General features: G+C 59.2%; 11 protein-coding genes. 2 read left to right on the forward strand and 9 right to left on the reverse strand.

Annotation, left to right across the window (positions count from 1 at the left end):
• The first annotated feature begins 114 nt into the window (after positions 1-114).
• On the forward strand, positions 115-1230 hold the full coding sequence (locus tag JFT63_RS21590; protein WP_057703528.1) for a Gfo/Idh/MocA family protein: 1116 nt from the start codon (positions 115-117) through the stop codon (positions 1228-1230).
• 367 nt (positions 1231-1597) lie between these two features.
• On the forward strand, positions 1598-3532 hold the full coding sequence (locus JFT63_RS29905; protein WP_198844707.1) for a M10 family metallopeptidase C-terminal domain-containing protein: 1935 nt from the start codon (positions 1598-1600) through the stop codon (positions 3530-3532).
• A 26-nt stretch (positions 3533-3558) separates the two neighbouring features.
• On the opposite strand, the gene JFT63_RS21600 is transcribed toward JFT63_RS29905, so the two are convergent.
• The 9 genes from JFT63_RS21600 to JFT63_RS21640 all read right to left on the reverse strand — a co-directional run bounded on the left by JFT63_RS21600 (position 3559) and on the right by JFT63_RS21640 (position 15883).
• Complete coding sequence (locus JFT63_RS21600) at positions 3559-5262, reverse strand: AMP-binding protein (RefSeq protein ID WP_198844708.1); 1704 nt, start codon at positions 5260-5262, stop codon at positions 3559-3561.
• 30 nt (positions 5263-5292) lie between these two features.
• Entirely contained in the window at positions 5293-6591 is a 1299-nt protein-coding gene (locus JFT63_RS21605) for an acetyl-CoA C-acetyltransferase (RefSeq protein WP_198844709.1), read from the reverse strand.
• Positions 6591-7478 carry a MaoC/PaaZ C-terminal domain-containing protein gene (locus JFT63_RS21610; protein WP_198844710.1) on the reverse strand — a complete coding sequence of 296 codons (888 nt, stop codon included), beginning with the start codon at positions 7476-7478 and terminating at the stop codon, positions 6591-6593. The genes JFT63_RS21605 and JFT63_RS21610 overlap by 1 nt, the downstream gene beginning before the upstream one ends.
• Positions 7479-7482: 4 nt before the next feature.
• Positions 7483-8826: a 3-oxoacyl-ACP reductase gene (locus JFT63_RS21615; RefSeq protein ID WP_198844711.1), complete on the reverse strand. Its 1344-nt coding sequence runs from the start codon at positions 8824-8826 to the stop codon at positions 7483-7485.
• A gap of 157 nt (positions 8827-8983) precedes the next feature.
• Positions 8984-11509 carry an acyl-CoA dehydrogenase gene (locus tag JFT63_RS21620; RefSeq protein ID WP_198844712.1) on the reverse strand — a complete coding sequence of 842 codons (2526 nt, stop codon included), beginning with the start codon at positions 11507-11509 and terminating at the stop codon, positions 8984-8986.
• Positions 11510-11772: 263 nt separating this feature from the next.
• Positions 11773-13221, reverse strand: coding sequence for an outer membrane protein transport protein (locus tag JFT63_RS21625; protein ID WP_057703535.1), 1449 nt, complete (start codon positions 13219-13221; stop codon positions 11773-11775).
• 132 nt (positions 13222-13353) lie between these two features.
• A complete protein-coding gene (gene praB, locus JFT63_RS21630) occupies positions 13354-13848 on the reverse strand; it encodes an alkane oxidation protein activator PraB (RefSeq protein WP_057703536.1) in 495 nt (164 codons plus the stop codon).
• A gap of 134 nt (positions 13849-13982) precedes the next feature.
• Positions 13983-14477: an alkane oxidation protein activator PraA gene (gene praA, locus JFT63_RS21635; protein ID WP_198844713.1), complete on the reverse strand. Its 495-nt coding sequence runs from the start codon at positions 14475-14477 to the stop codon at positions 13983-13985.
• 125 nt (positions 14478-14602) lie between these two features.
• Positions 14603-15883 carry an alkane 1-monooxygenase gene (locus JFT63_RS21640; RefSeq protein ID WP_057703538.1) on the reverse strand — a complete coding sequence of 427 codons (1281 nt, stop codon included), beginning with the start codon at positions 15881-15883 and terminating at the stop codon, positions 14603-14605.
• Positions 15884-15974 lie beyond the last annotated feature (91 nt).

Genomic DNA, 15974 nt, shown 5'->3' on the forward strand with positions numbered 1-15974 from the left:
ATAAGGCTCTATCAACGCAAGTGATGAATGAATTTTTATTCCATCTATTGATATTTGTGAATTTTTATTCCATTAATGCCATTCCTGAAAACAATAATCCAAAGGACCACGGCGATGCGTGAACTCGGAATCGGCTTGATCGGCACAGGCTTCATGGGCCGCGCCCATGCGTTGGCGTTCAATAACGCACGGGCGGTGTTCGAACTGCCGGTACAGCTAAACCTGGCCGCGCTGGCCGATGCCGACACCGAACGCGCCCAGCGCTGCGCCACAGCCTGGGGGTTTGCCCAGGCCCATGGCGATTGGCAGGCACTGATCGACGACCCGAAGGTTGACGTTGTGGCGATCACCACCCCCAACCACCTGCACTATCCCATGGCCATGGCCGCGATTGCGGCGGGCAAAGCGGTGTATTGCGAGAAACCCCTGGCCGTGAGCCTGGAGCAAGCCGACGCCATGCGCCGCGCAGCCAGCAGCGCCGGGGTGGTGACGCGAGTGGGCTACAACTACCAGCACAACCCGATGATCGTGTTGGCGCGACAGATGCTGGCTCGGGGCGAGCTGGGCCAGATCATCAGTTTTCAGGGCGAGTTCAGCGAAGACTTCATGGCCGACCCGCTCTCGCCGTGGTCGTGGCGCTGCGAAGTCGGACACGCCGGCGGTGCCCTGGCCGACCTGGGCAGCCATTTGCTGTCGATGGCACGTTACCTGGTGGGCGATGTGGTCAGTGTGTGCGCCGATACCCAGACGGTTCACGCCCAACGTCCTGCCACCCAAGGCAGCAACGAGTTGAAATCCATCGCCGTGGATGACCAGGTGCACGCCCTGCTGCGTTTCGCCAACGGTGCACGTGGCACGGTGAGCAGCAGTTGGCTCAAGCACGGCTACAAAAATCACCTGAGCTTTGAGATAAGCGGGACCAAAGGCACCTTGGCGTTCGATCAGGAGCGCTTGAATGAACTGCGCCTGCACCGCGTCGGGCAGGACGGTTTTCAACGCGTGTTGGCAGGCCCTGCCCTGCCCGGCTATGCGGCGTTCAGCCCGGCGGCGGGGCATCAGTTGGGCTACAACGAACTGAAGACGCTGGAAGTACAAGAGTTGATCATGGCCCTGGCGGGGCAAGGCGCGGATGGCACCGACTTCGAGGCCGCCTGGGAGGTAGAGCGCCTGGCGACAGCGATTCGGGTGGCAGCCCTTGAAGAGCGCTGGGTTGAGGTCTGCGCCCTCTAATCAACCACCGTCTAAATAATCAATCATGTCGCCTCGCCTACGAGGCGACGTCACTCATTGTTGCAAACTCTTCGTACACACTCGTCTTGCTGAAAAAAGCGAAACAACCCACTTAACCAATATCAACTCTATCAAACTAACTGCCAGCCTCAGTTAAAACATCCCGCTGCCCTCCCCGCAAAGTAATCTTTCCGACGACTATTGCTACGCCATTAACAAGTTCACACTTACCTGCCAATACAATTACAAGTCGAAACACCCCACACCTAGAGCCAGCCCCAAAAAAAATATAAGTTATCTTCCGCCTTCAACTTAATTTAAATGCATAACCAGGCCCTGACTTAAACTCACGCTCAAAGGCACAATCATGTCAACCATTCAAAACTACCCACCTTCACGACTGCTTCATCTGCCAGGGGATTCCCCTAGCTCACCCATCGATGATTCACCAGCTTCCGAAACCGCTAACAAGGTTGCAAAAAGCCTCACCCACAGCCACAGAAAAATAAAAGATGAAAATGGTGACGGACAAATAACCGCCTCCTATTCATTTACTCAATTCAGCGAGGCCAAGAAAAGAGCATTCAAGCAGGCTCTTAAATCCTGGGAAGATGTTATAAAAATCAAGTTTGTCGAAAATGGCAAAAATGCTGACACTCACCTGTCAGTTAAAGGCGCTCCAGGTGCAGGTGGTCTAGCCACGCTGCCAAGTGCTCCCGGTATTCGCGCTCTCAGAGAACAGGGCGTAGAAATCAGGGAGAATGAAGGCGCCGGCCTACATGCAGCAATGGTCCACGAAATCGGCCACGCCCTGGGACTTGAGCATCCTGACCTCAAGCTCCCCGAAAGCAGCGACGCTTATAGCACCATGAGTACCGCTTATACCCTGTTTCGCCCTCACGCAAACAAACAGAACGGCTTCGTCTCGGATAACAGTCAGACCCCGATGATGCATGACATTGCCGGCGCTCATCTTATATACAAACCCAACAACGAAACCCGTAAGGGTAATACAACCTACGGCTTCAACTCCAATACAGAACGTGACCACTATTCCCTGTCCTCTCCCAACGACTTGCCGTTCTTTTGTGTCTGGGATAACGGCGGTGAAGACACCCTGGATTTTTCCGGTTTCAAAAATAATCAAAAGATCAACCTGAACGCTGGAAAACTCTCGGACATAGGCGGCCGCAAGGGTAATGTATCAATCGCCAAGGCCGTTGTTATTGAAAATGCCGTTGGCGGCTCCGGGCACGATGTGTTAATCGGCAATCACGTCAACAACCGCATGACCGGAGGCGCTGGCGGCGACATGCTGACAGGTGGAGGTGGCGCAGATACATTTGTGTATAACAGGGTCAGCGACTCACCTGGTCAAAACCCGGATACGCTCACGGACTTCACCAGTGGCGTCGACAAGATTGATCTATCAAATTTATTGAAAGATGCAGGCATCGAGAAACCCAAGTTGGTTGGCCGGCACACGGGGCACAAAGGTGAACTGACGCTGGACTACGATGAGAAGATCAAGCGCCACAGGCTGATCCTGAATGTAACGGGCGACCCGTACTCCATGCTGGTGATTCTGAGTGAAAAGCCTATAAAACCTGAAGACATCTTGACCGGTGCCGAGCCAGGAGTGCCACCTGCATCAAAACCTGCACCCACTTTAGTTCCCAAGGTTCCCGGTCAGGCACCCAAGACACCCCAACCCCCGGTTACGCCTCCACCCGTCGAATGCGCAGGCGCTGACACTGTCCACGGTATCAACGCCAAAACCGGCACGCCCGAACCCAGCCTTTCGCCTCCCACCGACAAGCCTGGTTCCAGCGCGGGTGGTTTGACTGACACCGTGAACATCAACGCCAAAACCCTTATCGAAAATACCAAGGGCGGCACAGGCAACGATCGTATTACCGGAAACAGTGCGGACAACGTCCTGACTGGAGGTGGCGGAGCCGACATTCTGACCGGAAACGGTGGCTTCAACACTTTCACTTATCATGCCGCCAGCGACTCCCGACGCGACAATGCCGACTTGCTGCTGGACTTCACCACAGGCCAGGACAAGATCGACTTGAGCAGCCTGAGCGACAACACGCAGGTCAAGCTCAACTACGTCAGTCAGTACACCGGACAACCGGGCGATACCATCCTGACATTCAACCCAAACACCAATAGGTACTTCCTCGGTATCGATTTGACGGGAAATGGCAAGACTGACTTTTTGATCAAAAGCATCCGACCGATCCACAGCGAGGATGTCATTGGTCTCAATTTCCCGGAAGGTGGTTACCTCTGACGATTGGCGAGCCCCGGTGAACCGAGTCAGCGCAATGCGCGCCGTAGCACCTTGCCCACCGTGGTTTTCGGCAGTTCCGTGGTACGAAACTCAACATACCTGGGCACCTTGTACCCCGTCAGGTATTCCCGGCAATGCGCAAGAATCTGCTCCTGTGTCAGGGCCGGATCCTTGCGCACCACGATGATCTTGACCTTCTCCCCACTCACCGCGTCCTCAACGCCAATGGCTGCCACCTCAGCCACACCCGGATGCATCGCCACCACGTCCTCGATTTCATTGGGGTACACGTTGAAACCCGAGACCAGGATCATGTCCTTTTTGCGGTCCACCAGGCGGATATAGCCGCGCGCGTCCATCACCCCGATATCGCCGGTGGACAGCCAACCGTCGGCATCCAGTACCTCAGCGGTTTCCCTGGGCCGCTTCCAGTAGCCTTGCATCACTTGCGGACCGCGTACTTGCAGCTCGCCTTGCTCGCCAATGTCAGCCAGCTCGCCGTCTTCGCGCATGAAACGCACCCAGGTCGACGGCAACGGCACACCGATGCTGCCGGTAAATTCCATCTCGCGCATACGCGAAATATCGATAGGGCTGATGCTCACCACCGGCGAACACTCGGTCAGCCCGTAGCCTTCGATAATCGGCAACCCGGTCACTTCCTTCCAGCGCTTGGCCACCGCGGTGTGGGTGGCCATACCGCCGGCAATCACCAGGCGCAGGTCGGAAAAATCCCGCGAGCAGAACTCCTTGTTCTCCAGCAAGCCGTTAAACAGCGTATTGACCCCGGCAATCCCGTTGAAGCGCTCCTTGCGCAGGATCATCTGCACCCGCTTCACGTCCCGCGGGTTGGCGATGAGGATATTGCGCCCGCCCAGGCACATGAACATCAGGCAATTCACGGTCAGCGAAAAGATGTGGTAGAGCGGCAGCAGGGTTACGTTGGTTTCCTGTTTGTGCTGATCCAGTTGGTCGCCGACCCAGGCCTTGGCTTGCAGCAGGTTTGCGATGATATTGCGATGACTGAGCATCACGCCCTTGGCGTCGCCGGTGGTGCCGCCGGTGTACTGCAGGAAGGCCAGTTCGTCGTGCTCCAGCGCAACCGGCAAGTGGTGCAACCCCCTGCCCTGTTTGAGCACCTGGTTAAAGCGCAGCGCGCCGGGCAGGTTGAACGCCGGCACCTGCTTCTGCACGCGGCGCAGGATGAAGTTCATCGCCGCGCCCTTGAAGGTGCCCAGCAAGTCGCCGATAGCCGCTATTACCACCCGCTTGACGCTGCTGCCGGTCGTGGCTTTTTCCAGGGTGTGGGCGAAGTTTTCAAAGATCACCACGGTTTCGGCGCCGCTGTCCTTGAGCAGGTGCCGGAGTTCATGGGCGGTGTACAACGGGTTGACGTTGACCACCACGGCGCCGGCCAGGATCGTGCCCAACAGGCAGATCGGGTATTGCAAGCAGTTGGGCATCATCAGCGCCACGCGGTCGCCCTTCTTTACACCCTGGCCCTGTAACCAGGCAGCAAAGGCGATCCCCTGGACCCGCCAGTCGGCATAGGTCATTTCGGTACCGATACTGACGTAGGCGACCCGCTCGCTGAATTTTTCCAGGTGCTCCAGGAACACTTCGCGCAGTGACGGATAGTCCTCGATCCCGGCATCGATGTCCGCCGGAACGCCGGGCAGGTAAGTGTTCAACCAAATGCGTTCGGTGTGTTCCAGGCTGATAGCGTTCATGGCAGTGTCCTTATTGTTGTTTTAAAAGCGCTACTTTTCGACGATGGCGGTAATGCCCAACCCGCCCGCTGCACAGATCGAGATCAGGCCGCGGCCGCCACCGCGTTCATGGATAGCCTTGGCCAGCGCCGCCAACTGCCGACCGCCGGTGGCCGCAAAAGGATGGCCGCAGCCCAGTGAGCCGCCGTTGATGTTCATCTTGCTGCGGTCAATGGTGCCCAGGGGGGCATCAAGGCCGAGCCGTTCGCGGCAATACTCGGGGTCTTCCCAAGCCTTGAGGGTGCACAGCACCTGGGCGGCAAATGCTTCGTGGATCTCGAACAAATCAAAGTCGGCAAAACTCAAGCCTTCTCGTTGCAACATGCGCGGTACGGCATAGGCTGGAGCCATCAGCAGGCCCTCGGTGCCGTCGACAAAACTCACCGCCGCCGTCTCGCCCGTGCGCAAGTAGGCCAGCACCGGCCAGCCATTGGCAGTGGCCCATTCTTCGCTGGCAAGCAGCACCACCGAGGCGCCATCGGTCAAAGGCGTGGAGTTGCCGGCGGTGAGCGTGCCGTTTTGGCGGTCGAATACCGGCGACAGGCCCGCCAGTTTCTCCAGGCTGATATCGGCACGCAGGTTATTGTCGCGGGCCAGGCCGCGATGGGGGCTGATCAGGTCGTCGAAGAAACCGCGTTGATAGGCCCCGTCCAGTCGTTGGTGGCTGGTAAGGGTTAACTCGTCCTGGGCCAGGCGCTTGATCTGCCAGCGCTTGGCCATTTCTTCGCAGTGCTCGCCCATGGACAGCCCCGTACGCGGCTCGCCATTGCGCGGCAGCAGCGGCTTGAACAGCATCGATGGGCGCACCTTGAGAAGTTGCTTGAGCTTGTCGCCCATGCCCTTGGCGCGATTGGCCGCAAGCAAGGTGTGGCGCAAGGATTCATTGATCCCGATGGGCGCGTCGGAGGTGGTGTCGGCGCCGCCGGCAATACCGGCTTCGATCTGACCCAAGGCGATTTTATTCGCCACCAGCAGCGCGGCCTCAAGCCCGGTGCCGCAGGCCTGTTGCACATCATAGGCGGGGGTTTGCGGCGACAGTGTGGTGGACAACAACGTTTCACGGGCCAGGTTGAAATCCCGCGAATGCTTGATCACTGCCCCGGCGGCAAACTCGCCCAGGCGCTGGCCATGCAGGTTGTAACGGTCGACCAGGCCCTGGAGGGCGGCAACCAGCAGGTCCTGATTGCTGTCATGGGCGTACACCGTGTTGGAGCGGGCAAACGGAATGCGGTTGCCGCCGATAATCGCCACGCGGCGGGCCGGGGCCGGGTTGAAGCTGTAGTCACTCATCACTGGCTCTCTTTCCAAATGAACAGCCCGCGCATATGGGGTTTGTCCCCAGCGAAATTGCGCACTTCAAACTCACGGCGTGGGCCGGTCACCGGGTGACTCCACAGGGCGACCTGGCCGGGCAGGAAAATCGGTAACTTGAAATCGCAATGCGCTTGCGCCTGCTCCAGACCACCGGGCGGCTGTTGCGCTGCCAATGCACGGCCCAGCGTCCACATGCCATGGGCGATGGCACGGCGAAAACCAAAGAGCCTGGCGCCGATAACCGAGGTGTGAATCGGGTTGAAATCCCCCGAAACCCTGGCAAAGCGTCGCCCCAGGTCGGCGGGAAGCACCCAGCGTTGGGTGCGCAACAAACCTTCTTCCTGCAATGGCAATGGGTCATTCCACAGCTCACCCACGGGATCGCTGACGTTACGACGCAGGTACAGGCTGTCGCTTTCCCACACCAGCGCGCCCGCACTGAAGGCACGGGTGGCGATGCTCAATGCCTGTCCCTTCGGATGGGCGACCCAGCGCTCGCAGTACACCTCCAGGCGCAACGCCTGGCCCTCGTGCAGGCGTTGGTGCTGACGAATACGATTGGCCAGGTGCACCATGCCGCTGGCCGGGTATGGGAAGCTCGGCCGGGTCAGCAGCATCAGGTGTAAGGGGAAGGCCAATACATGCGGGTAGGACAGCGGCACACCCTGTTCGGCACCAAAACCACAGGCCCGCGCGTACGCAGCAATATCCGCGGGGGCAAGCGTCACCGCAGAGCGCACCAGGCGCGCCAAGGGTAACGGCGGCGCGCCGTCGAGCCTGGGCTTGCGCATAGCGCGTACACCGTCAAGCAACAACTGCGTGCGCGACGGGGGCGGGTCGATAATCCGGATCACATAGTCCATCGCTTCAGGCCCCCAACAGGCTTTGGCCGCACACCCGCACGACCTGGCCATTCACCCCGCTCGAGGCAGGATGAGCCAGCCAGGCGATGGTCTCGGCCACATCAATGGGCTGCCCACCCTGGGACAACGAATTCATGCGCCGCCCCGCCTCGCGGATCATCAAGGGGATCTTCGCGGTCATCCGGGTTTCGATAAACCCGGGCGCGACTGCATTGACAGTGACCTGCCGCTCAGCCGCACGCGGCGCCAGACCTTGCACCAGGCCAATCACGCCCGCCTTGGAGGTGGCGTAGTTGCTTTGCCCCAGGTTGCCGGCAATCCCGGAGATCGACGACACGCAGACGATACGCCCGCCGGGGTTAACGCCCTGGTTGTCGAGCAAGGCTTCACTGAGCTGCAGCGGCGCCTGGAGGTTAACCGCCATCACACTGCGCCAGGCGGCTTCGGTCATCTTGGCGATGGTCTTGTCACGGGTGATCCCGGCGTTGTGCACCACCACATCAAAGCCACCGTATTGGCTGACATGGGCTTGCAGCAGCGCGGCGGTGTCGGCGGCAGTGATGTCCAGCGGCAAGGCCGACCCACCGACGCTGTCGGCGGCCTGTTGCAAGGCTGGCTGGGCCTGGGGCACGTCCACACACACCACATGGGCGCCGTCACGCGCCAGCACCTGGGCGATGGCCAGGCCGATGCCTCGGGAAGCCCCTGTGACCAAGGCACGGCGACCGGCGAAGGGTTTGTCCCAGTTGACGGCGGTGTCGCCCTCCACAGGTTTTCCCAGGCGCACCACTTGCCCCGAGACATAAGCCGAACGGCGTGACAGGAAGAAGCGCAGGCTGCTGTCCAATGCCTCCTCGGCACCCGGCGCTACGTACAGCAATTGCACGGTGATCGCCCGACGCAGCTCCTTGGCCAGCGAGCGCACCAAGCCCTCCAGCGCGCGTTGAGCGATGGCCTGGGGCAAGTCCTGGCAGTGTTCCGGCGCAGTGCCGAGTACCACCACTCGGCCATGTTGGCCGAGGCGTTTGGCATTGGCGTGGAAGAACAGGTAGAGCTCGTCCAACTGTTGCAGGTCGACCACACCGCTGGCATCGAACACTGCGCCTTGCACCTTGACCGTAGACGGCGCCTTGAGGCTCGCCGCAGTGGCGGCGACGGTGTCGGTGGCGCTGAAGATACGCTGCACCGACGCCGACAGGCGCCCTGCCCCGGCGATGATCACCGGGTTGGCCAACCCGGCCTGGCCGCTGCGATGACGTTGCAGCAGCAAGGGTTGCGGCAAGCCAACAGCCTGGGCCAGGCGACGACCCCAGGGGGAATTGACGAATGAAAGGTAGTTGTCACTCATAGAGGGTTCCACTCACAACACGAATCCTGGTCCTGACGCCTGTAGGAGCAAGCTTGCTCGCGAAAAACTCACAGGTGCCACGTTCATTCAGGAAACCCGCGTTATCGTTGACGTTTTTCGCGAGCAAGCTCGCTCCTACATCTGGTCACTGTTTCTGTTAGTTGACCGGGGCGTTTTCGTTTTGGCTGCTGCGCCGTTTGGCGGCCGGTTCGAGCGCCTGCTTGCGCTGCTGCAACGCCTCCAGCAAACCAAAGTCCTGGGGGAAGTCATCCACCTGGATACCGTGATCGGCGTATTCCACATAGCGCCCCAGCAAGGCGTCCTCGTCATCGCTGATCAAGTCCAGCGCCCGCGCCTTGACGCGCCAATCGGTGAAGGCCGTCGCAGAAATCGGCAGCGGGCCAAGCAAACCTTGCTTGATGGCGGGTTTGAGCCGAGCCTCGATCGACTCCACTTGGGGCAGTAAACGAAAGCCCAGTTCGCCATAGGCCAGCTTGTCGATTTCCGGGCGCGGGATGTAAGAGTTGGCCAGCAAGCGATCGCGGGTTTCCCCAGGGGTTTGCACCACATCGGCCACCTGCGCCAACAGTCGATCCGACGGTTTGTGCAAGGGAATGCCAAACGGAAAACTCAAGGCGCGCACCACCGCAGCCGCCGGTTTCGAGGGGTAGTTGTCGAGCACTTCCGCCAGGGCTTCATGGGCGCGCAACAGTGCGTCCTGTGCAGCCCAATGCACCAGTGGCAAGTCCGCCTGGGGACGGCCGTCGTCCTCGAAACGCTTGAGCACACAGGACAAAATGTACAGCTGCGACAGAATATCCCCCAAACGCCCGGTGATACTTTCCTTGCGCTTGAGAGCCCCCCCGAGCACGCCCATGGAAACGTCGGAGATCAACGCCAGTACTACCGACAGCCGATTGGCCTGACGGTAGTAGGACGCCAGCGCCGGATCGGTCTTGGCCGGAGTGGCAATCAGGCGCCCGCCGGTCAGGGAATGCACCGCTGCGCGGACGGTGTTGGCCAGTACAAAACTCACATGGCCGAACATTGCGCTGTCGAAGTCTTCCAGCGCCTTGCGCCGATCGGGGTTGCGCGCCGCTTCCATTTCGCGGAACACATAAGGATGGCAACGAATCAGGCCCTGGCCAAAGATGATCAGACAACGGGTCATGATGTTTGCGCCCTCCACCGTAATGGCGATAGGGCTTTGCTGGTAGGCACGGGCGAGGAAGTTATTGGGCCCCATGCAGATGCCCTTGCCGGCGACGATGTCCATGCCATCGTTGACGATGATCCGTGCGCGCTCGGTGACGTGGTATTTGGCAATCGCTGAAATCACCGACGGTTTCTCGCCGGCATCCAGGGACGCTACCGACACCTTGCGCACCGCATCGCAGGCATACAGGTGCCCGGCCATGCGCGCCAACGGCGCCTGCACCCCTTCGAACTTGCCGATTGGCAGGCCGAACTGCTTGCGCATAGCCGCGTAGGCCGTGGTGCCGCGCACGGCAACCTTGCCCAGCCCGACATTGGCCGATGGCAAAGAGATCGCCCGTCCCGCGGCCAGGCATTCCATCAACATACGCCAGCCGTTGCCGATTTGTTCACGGCCTCCAATCACCCACTCCAACGGAATGAATACATCCTTGCCGGTGGTAGGCCCGTTCTGGAACACCGCATTCAGCGGCCAGTGACGACGACCGCTGTTCACCCCAGGATGGGACGTCGGAATCAACGCACAGGTAATCCCCAGGGAACCGGCCGCGCCAAGCAAACCGTCGGGATCTTCGGCGCGAAACGCCAGGCCCAGTACCGTGGCAATCGGGCCGAGGGTGATGTAACGCTTGTCCCAGGTCACTTTGAAACCCAGCACTTCTTCACCTTCGTGCAGCCCCTTGCAGACGATGCCCAAGTCCGGGATCGCGCCTGCATCGGAGCCGGCATACGGGCTGGTCAAGGCAAAACACGGGATGTCTTCGCCACGCGCCAGGCGCGGCAGGTAGTAATTGCGTTGCGCGTCGGTGCCGTAATGCAGCAGCAATTCGGCCGGGCCCAGAGAGTTGGGGACCATCACCGAAATCGCTGCCGCCGAGCAGCGGGTCGACAACTTCATCACCACTTGGGAGTGGGCGTAGTGGGAGAAGCCTTTGCCCCCGTACTGCTTGGGAATGATCATGCCGAGAAAGCCAGCGTCTTTGGTGTACTGCCAGCCTTCAGGGGACATGTCTTGCCAGACCTGGGTGGTTTCCCAATCGTTGGCAATGTCGCACAGGGTTTCGACTTCATTGTCGAGAAAGGCCTGCTCCTCTGCACTCAAGCTGGCCGGCGCGGCTTGCAGCAGGCGCTGCCAGTTGGGCTTGCCGCTGAACAACTCGGCATCCCACCACACGGTTCCGGACTCGATGGCCGCACGCTCTGTGTCGGACATCGCCGGCATGATTGTACGAAACAGGCCCAGGGCCTTGCTGGTCAACAGCGTACGGCGCAGGGGTTTGATCGCCAGTACCAAGGCCGGCCCCACCACCAGTACTGCCGCGACGGCAGTGCCCAGGCCTGCCACGATGCTGAACAGGTAACCCGCTGCCAGCCAAACCAGGCCAGCGCCCAGCCACAGCGTGGCGGCGGCTTGTCGATACGCCAGGGCAATCGCTGCTGCGAAACCCACCAATAACCAGATAAGCATAGGGATACCTCTACTTGATTCGGGGTGTGGCCAGAGCACCGGCAAGTCGAACTGCACGACGGCGTAAAGCCACACTACAAACCTGAAAGACTAAATTCAAATTATGTTTTGAAATTTTTATTTAATCATGGAGCAAAAAAACGGCTGACCGAATCAGCCTGTTAAAGGAATGCCGAGAAAAATTACAGCCCGTCAGGGAAGAGCCCTGGGGGACAGCAGCAAGATGAGCTTGCTGCCCTCCTCCGTCCGCTGTGCATGTAGCGCTAGAACGCGTAGGTCGCCGACAAACTCACCACATCCCCGGAAGACTCGGCCTTGCCATCCAGGCTCGCACCCCCCAGGCGATCAACGTTCTTGGTCTTGAGGTTGACCTTCTGCACGAACTGGTGGGAATAGGCCACGTCCAGGCTCAGCCCCTTGACGGCTTTAACGTCGTAACCCGCCCCCAGGGAGAGAAACGTACGGTCGCCGTCCGGGATCCGTGGATCGCGGGTGGAGTTGCGTGTCGGTGTCTGGTCAATGGCAACGCCTGCACGCAAGGTCAGCTCATCGGTCGCACGGTAATCACCGCCGAGGGAGTACATCCAGGTGTTCTTGTAGTTGTAGGGAATGGAGACAATGCGCATGTCGCCGGAGTCGAGCGTCAGGTCCTTGAACGATGACCATTCGGTCCATGTCACGCTCGCCCCCAGGGTCAAGCGATCATTGAACTGATGTACCCAGTCCAGGCCGGCTGTGGCGGGAATATCCAGTTGGACACTGGCATGGGCGCCGTCCGGGGCCAGATTCAGGCCAGGATAGGCTGTGTTGACCAGCGTACCGTTGCCACCGAATGGGCTGGGTTGGGTCATGAGGTTGTAGGAAAATTGATCGGCATACAGGTTGTATTTACCGGTCATCTTGTTTTTGATCTTGGCGTGGTAATTCAAGCCCAAGGTGTCGTGTTCAGTGGGCTTCCACACGACGCCGGCAAACCAGCCAGTCGAGATATTGTCGACTTTGACGCGCATCAACGCGTGCCCCACATCGGATGGGAAATTGATGCCGCCCAGTTCGGAATCAGACACCGCCGCCGCAGACAACAGGTCGACGTTCTGGCTGACGAAACCCTTGCTGTGCTGCACAATCATGCCGCCACCGATAGAAAACTGGTCGTTGACTTTGAACGACAAGGAGCCCGTCAACCCGACGGTTTCGATTTTGGTATCGACGGCAAAATCGCGCACTTTGGAATCTTCATCCCAGGTGGAGCGCATACCCTGGGGTACAACCTGGCTCAAACCGAAGGCGAACCGGTCGCCAAGCGGCATCACCATGAAGCCAGTCGGCAGCCAGGCGGTGAAGCCACCCTGGCCACCGTCGTTGTTATTGACAGTGGTCGCTGCGCCGTCGGGAAAACCATTCTCGTCCAACGGCGTACTGGAAATCGGGTTGCCGGCATAATCCGAGGCATTACCCTTGTACTTGATCTTGATACGCGCATAGTCGACCGTGAACTGCGCGACGTTATGTTCGACAAACGCCATGGCGGCCGGGTTGTTATAGGCCGAGCTAGGGTCGTTCTTGAATAACGAACCACCGGCAAAGGCCCGACCCCAACCTGGCGCACCGTAGGTAGGGGTAGAAAAACCGCCGGCCTGCACAGGCGCGGTGACTATCGCACCTCCTATCAGTGCCAGCCCCAGCAACACCTGTTGTTTCTTATTATTCATGCCCCACTCCTTATTATTATCTCTCTGAGCCGGCTTTGCCGGTTTGTCTTGCTGCCAGGCCATTGGTGAACTGGCGCCTGGTTCAGGCGCCAGTCCTTGAGCAGGTGATCAACCCCGCACTTCAACCCGCCATCAAGGCACGATGGTGAATGTAGGGCTTGGGGTGACGCTCAAGCTCACGACGGTGCAGTTACCGCTGAGGGTTTGGTTGGTCGCCGTCAATACACCGCCGCTGTAGCCCACCGCAATGGTCGAAGGGCCACAGTTGGAGGCCGGATACAGAACCGAAGCGGCGATGTTGTAGCCGACGTTGGTGACCGACCCAGCGGCCGGGCCGGTTGCGCTCAATACCCATGGCAAGCCGCTGATCTTTGGCAAGGCGCACAGGCCGCCGCCAGTCACAGACACGCCGGTAATTTGCGCTACGCCGCTAGCATTGACGTTCCCGGTAAAGGTCGCGCCGCAGTTAACGGTGGCCTGGAACGAAGATGGCGACTTCACTGAAATGGTGCCTGGTGCGGTGAAGCTCGAGTTCACTGGACTGATGCTATAGGCATTGGCCATGGATGCAGCACCCATGCAAACAGCCAAGGCAGAGAGCGACACGAGAGTTTTCAAGCTTTTCATTGTTTTTCCTCACATGTTATGGCGATTCATTTCGCCAGGGGTAATGGCCATGATCGAGAGGTCACGGTGAAACTGCAGAACTTCCCTTTCCAGCCAAATTTCAATGCATTTACCGCTGCAACAGTTGGAACGGTTTATTCGACCACTTTGAAGTTGGGCGGCATCTTGATCGACACCGTATTGATCTTGCAGTCCTCGCCAATGGCAACATTGGCCGCTTCCAACTTGCCGGTGGCGTTATCCCATGTACCGTCTGCGGTTGAGGGGCCGCACTTGCCGCCCAGGCCGATGGCATGCACATCGACACTGATCTTCGACATCGAGCCGCTCTTTGTATCTTTGGCGACCAGCACCCAGGGCAAGTTGATCGCTTCGACGCGACTGCATTTGAGGCCACCGTCGAATTCAACTTTATCGACGTTCACCGACGCGCCATCGGCCGCGACCTTGCCGGCCACCTTGATGGTGCAGTCGGCACTGATCAGCTTGCCTTTGGAAAAGCTGATGGGCCCTTGGGCAGTGAAGGCACTGCCGGCAGGTTCAATACGGGCAGCCTGGGCCTGGTGATAGACAATCAGGCCCATCGCGGCCAGCAGGATGTGGGCGGTGAACTTGGCAGAACTTTGCATGGTGTACGTCCTTCCCTTGAAATTATTTTTGTAGGGTCAAACCACGTTCTTGCACCTGATAGTTCGGGCGATAAGAAACTGCGCGATACACAGATCCCGAATACGCCCGTACTGCTTACTTCATCTCAAAACGGCTTGGCGCTGTTGCTGTACTTCTCCAGATACTTCAAACGCTGTGACGGTTGAAGATTGGTCAGCGTGATATCCCCGGCATAATGATTGAGCACCCGATGGTCCATACGGCGTCGCCACAAGTAAGGCACGTAAGCCCAGACAATCATGCTCGCGTAACCATATGGAAGTTGCGGTGACTCATCGAAGTGGCGCAATGACTGATAACTGCGCGTAGGGTTGGCATGGTGATCGGAATGCCGCTGAAGTTGGAACAGGAAGATATTGGTAACAATGCGGTTACTGTTCCATGAATGGCGCGGCGAGCAGCGTTCGTAACGGCCATTGGGCAACTTCTGACGCTTGAGGCCGTAATGCTCGACATAGTTCACCACTTCCAGCAACGAGAACCCGTAGATGCCCTGGATGATCAGGAATGGAATCACCGCTGCGCCCAACCAGGCAATCATCGCGCCCCACAACACCACGCTGTACATCCAGGCGCTGAGCACGGCGTTCTTCCAGTGCAAGGCCGGCAAACCGAGTTTGCGCAGGCGTTCGCGCTCCAGGTTCCAGGCCGACACGGCACTGAACCACACCGAACGCGGCAGGAATGCCCAGAAACTCTCCCCCAGCCGCGAGCTGGCAGGATCTTCCGGAGTGGCGACCCGTACGTGATGGCCGCGATTATGTTCGGTATAGAAGTGCCCGTAGAACGTCGGCGCCAGGGTGACCTTGGCCAGGAACACCTCAAGAGGCTTGGGTTTGTGCCCCAACTCATGGGCGGTGTTGATCGCGATGCCGGTGGCGGCGCCGGTGGACATTGCCATGCCCAGGTAAGTGAATACGCTGATGGGACCATGCAGTTCAGTGCGTGCGGTGACGAACGCAGCAGCTTTGGCCAGCCAGCTCGACGGTTCAAGCGTCGCCGTAGCGTTCAGCAGGCCGCCACTGATGATCCAGTCGATGCCGCCAGCGGCCAGCCAGCCGGTGATGATCACTGAAGAAATCACAAACAGCACGCCGGTGTAGACGATCCAGCGATAGTAGCGTTGGGATTCGAGGTTGCTGACCGCAGATTCGGGCGGGTTGCTGACGTCTTCGCCGAGCAGGCCGTCGATCAACGGGATCAGGCCGAAGATCACCAGCACGCCCACCCACCACAATTGCTGCACGCCGGTGCCGATTGCCAGGGCGCCGGAGAGCAAGGGGGTTGCCAGTGGCATGATGCCGAGCCACCACAGGTGGCGTTTGCCGTCGGTCCAGACGTGCGGGGCGGCCAGGGTCTGATTCATGGCAGCCTCCGTACACAGTCGGTGTGTAGTGGAGCAGCAAACAGGGTTACGGAGCACTGACTGCCCCGAGAAATCAACCATGCGATAAAAG

Source organism: Pseudomonas sp. MF7453, assembly GCF_016405455.1.
GTDB classification, from domain to species: Bacteria; Pseudomonadota; Gammaproteobacteria; order Pseudomonadales; family Pseudomonadaceae; genus Aquipseudomonas; species Aquipseudomonas paralactis.

Coding starts and splice junctions, on each gene's coding strand:
- JFT63_RS21640 (WP_057703538.1), bottom strand. CDS start 15,883: ATGAATCAGACCCTGGCCGCCCCGCACGTCTGGACCGACGGCAAACGC.
- JFT63_RS21620 (WP_198844712.1), bottom strand. CDS start 11,509: ATGCTTATCTGGTTATTGGTGGGTTTCGCAGCAGCGATTGCCCTGGCG.
- JFT63_RS21600 (WP_198844708.1), bottom strand. CDS start 5,262: ATGAACGCTATCAGCCTGGAACACACCGAACGCATTTGGTTGAACACT.
- praA (WP_198844713.1), bottom strand. CDS start 14,477: ATGCAAAGTTCTGCCAAGTTCACCGCCCACATCCTGCTGGCCGCGATG.
- JFT63_RS21615 (WP_198844711.1), bottom strand. CDS start 8,826: ATGAGTGACAACTACCTTTCATTCGTCAATTCCCCCTGGGGTCGTCGC.
- JFT63_RS29905 (WP_198844707.1), top strand. CDS start 1,598: ATGTCAACCATTCAAAACTACCCACCTTCACGACTGCTTCATCTGCCA.
- JFT63_RS21590 (WP_057703528.1), top strand. CDS start 115: ATGCGTGAACTCGGAATCGGCTTGATCGGCACAGGCTTCATGGGCCGC.
- JFT63_RS21605 (WP_198844709.1), bottom strand. CDS start 6,591: ATGAGTGACTACAGCTTCAACCCGGCCCCGGCCCGCCGCGTGGCGATT.
- praB (WP_057703536.1), bottom strand. CDS start 13,848: ATGAAAAGCTTGAAAACTCTCGTGTCGCTCTCTGCCTTGGCTGTTTGC.
- JFT63_RS21625 (WP_057703535.1), bottom strand. CDS start 13,221: ATGAATAATAAGAAACAACAGGTGTTGCTGGGGCTGGCACTGATAGGA.
- JFT63_RS21610 (WP_198844710.1), bottom strand. CDS start 7,478: ATGGACTATGTGATCCGGATTATCGACCCGCCCCCGTCGCGCACGCAG.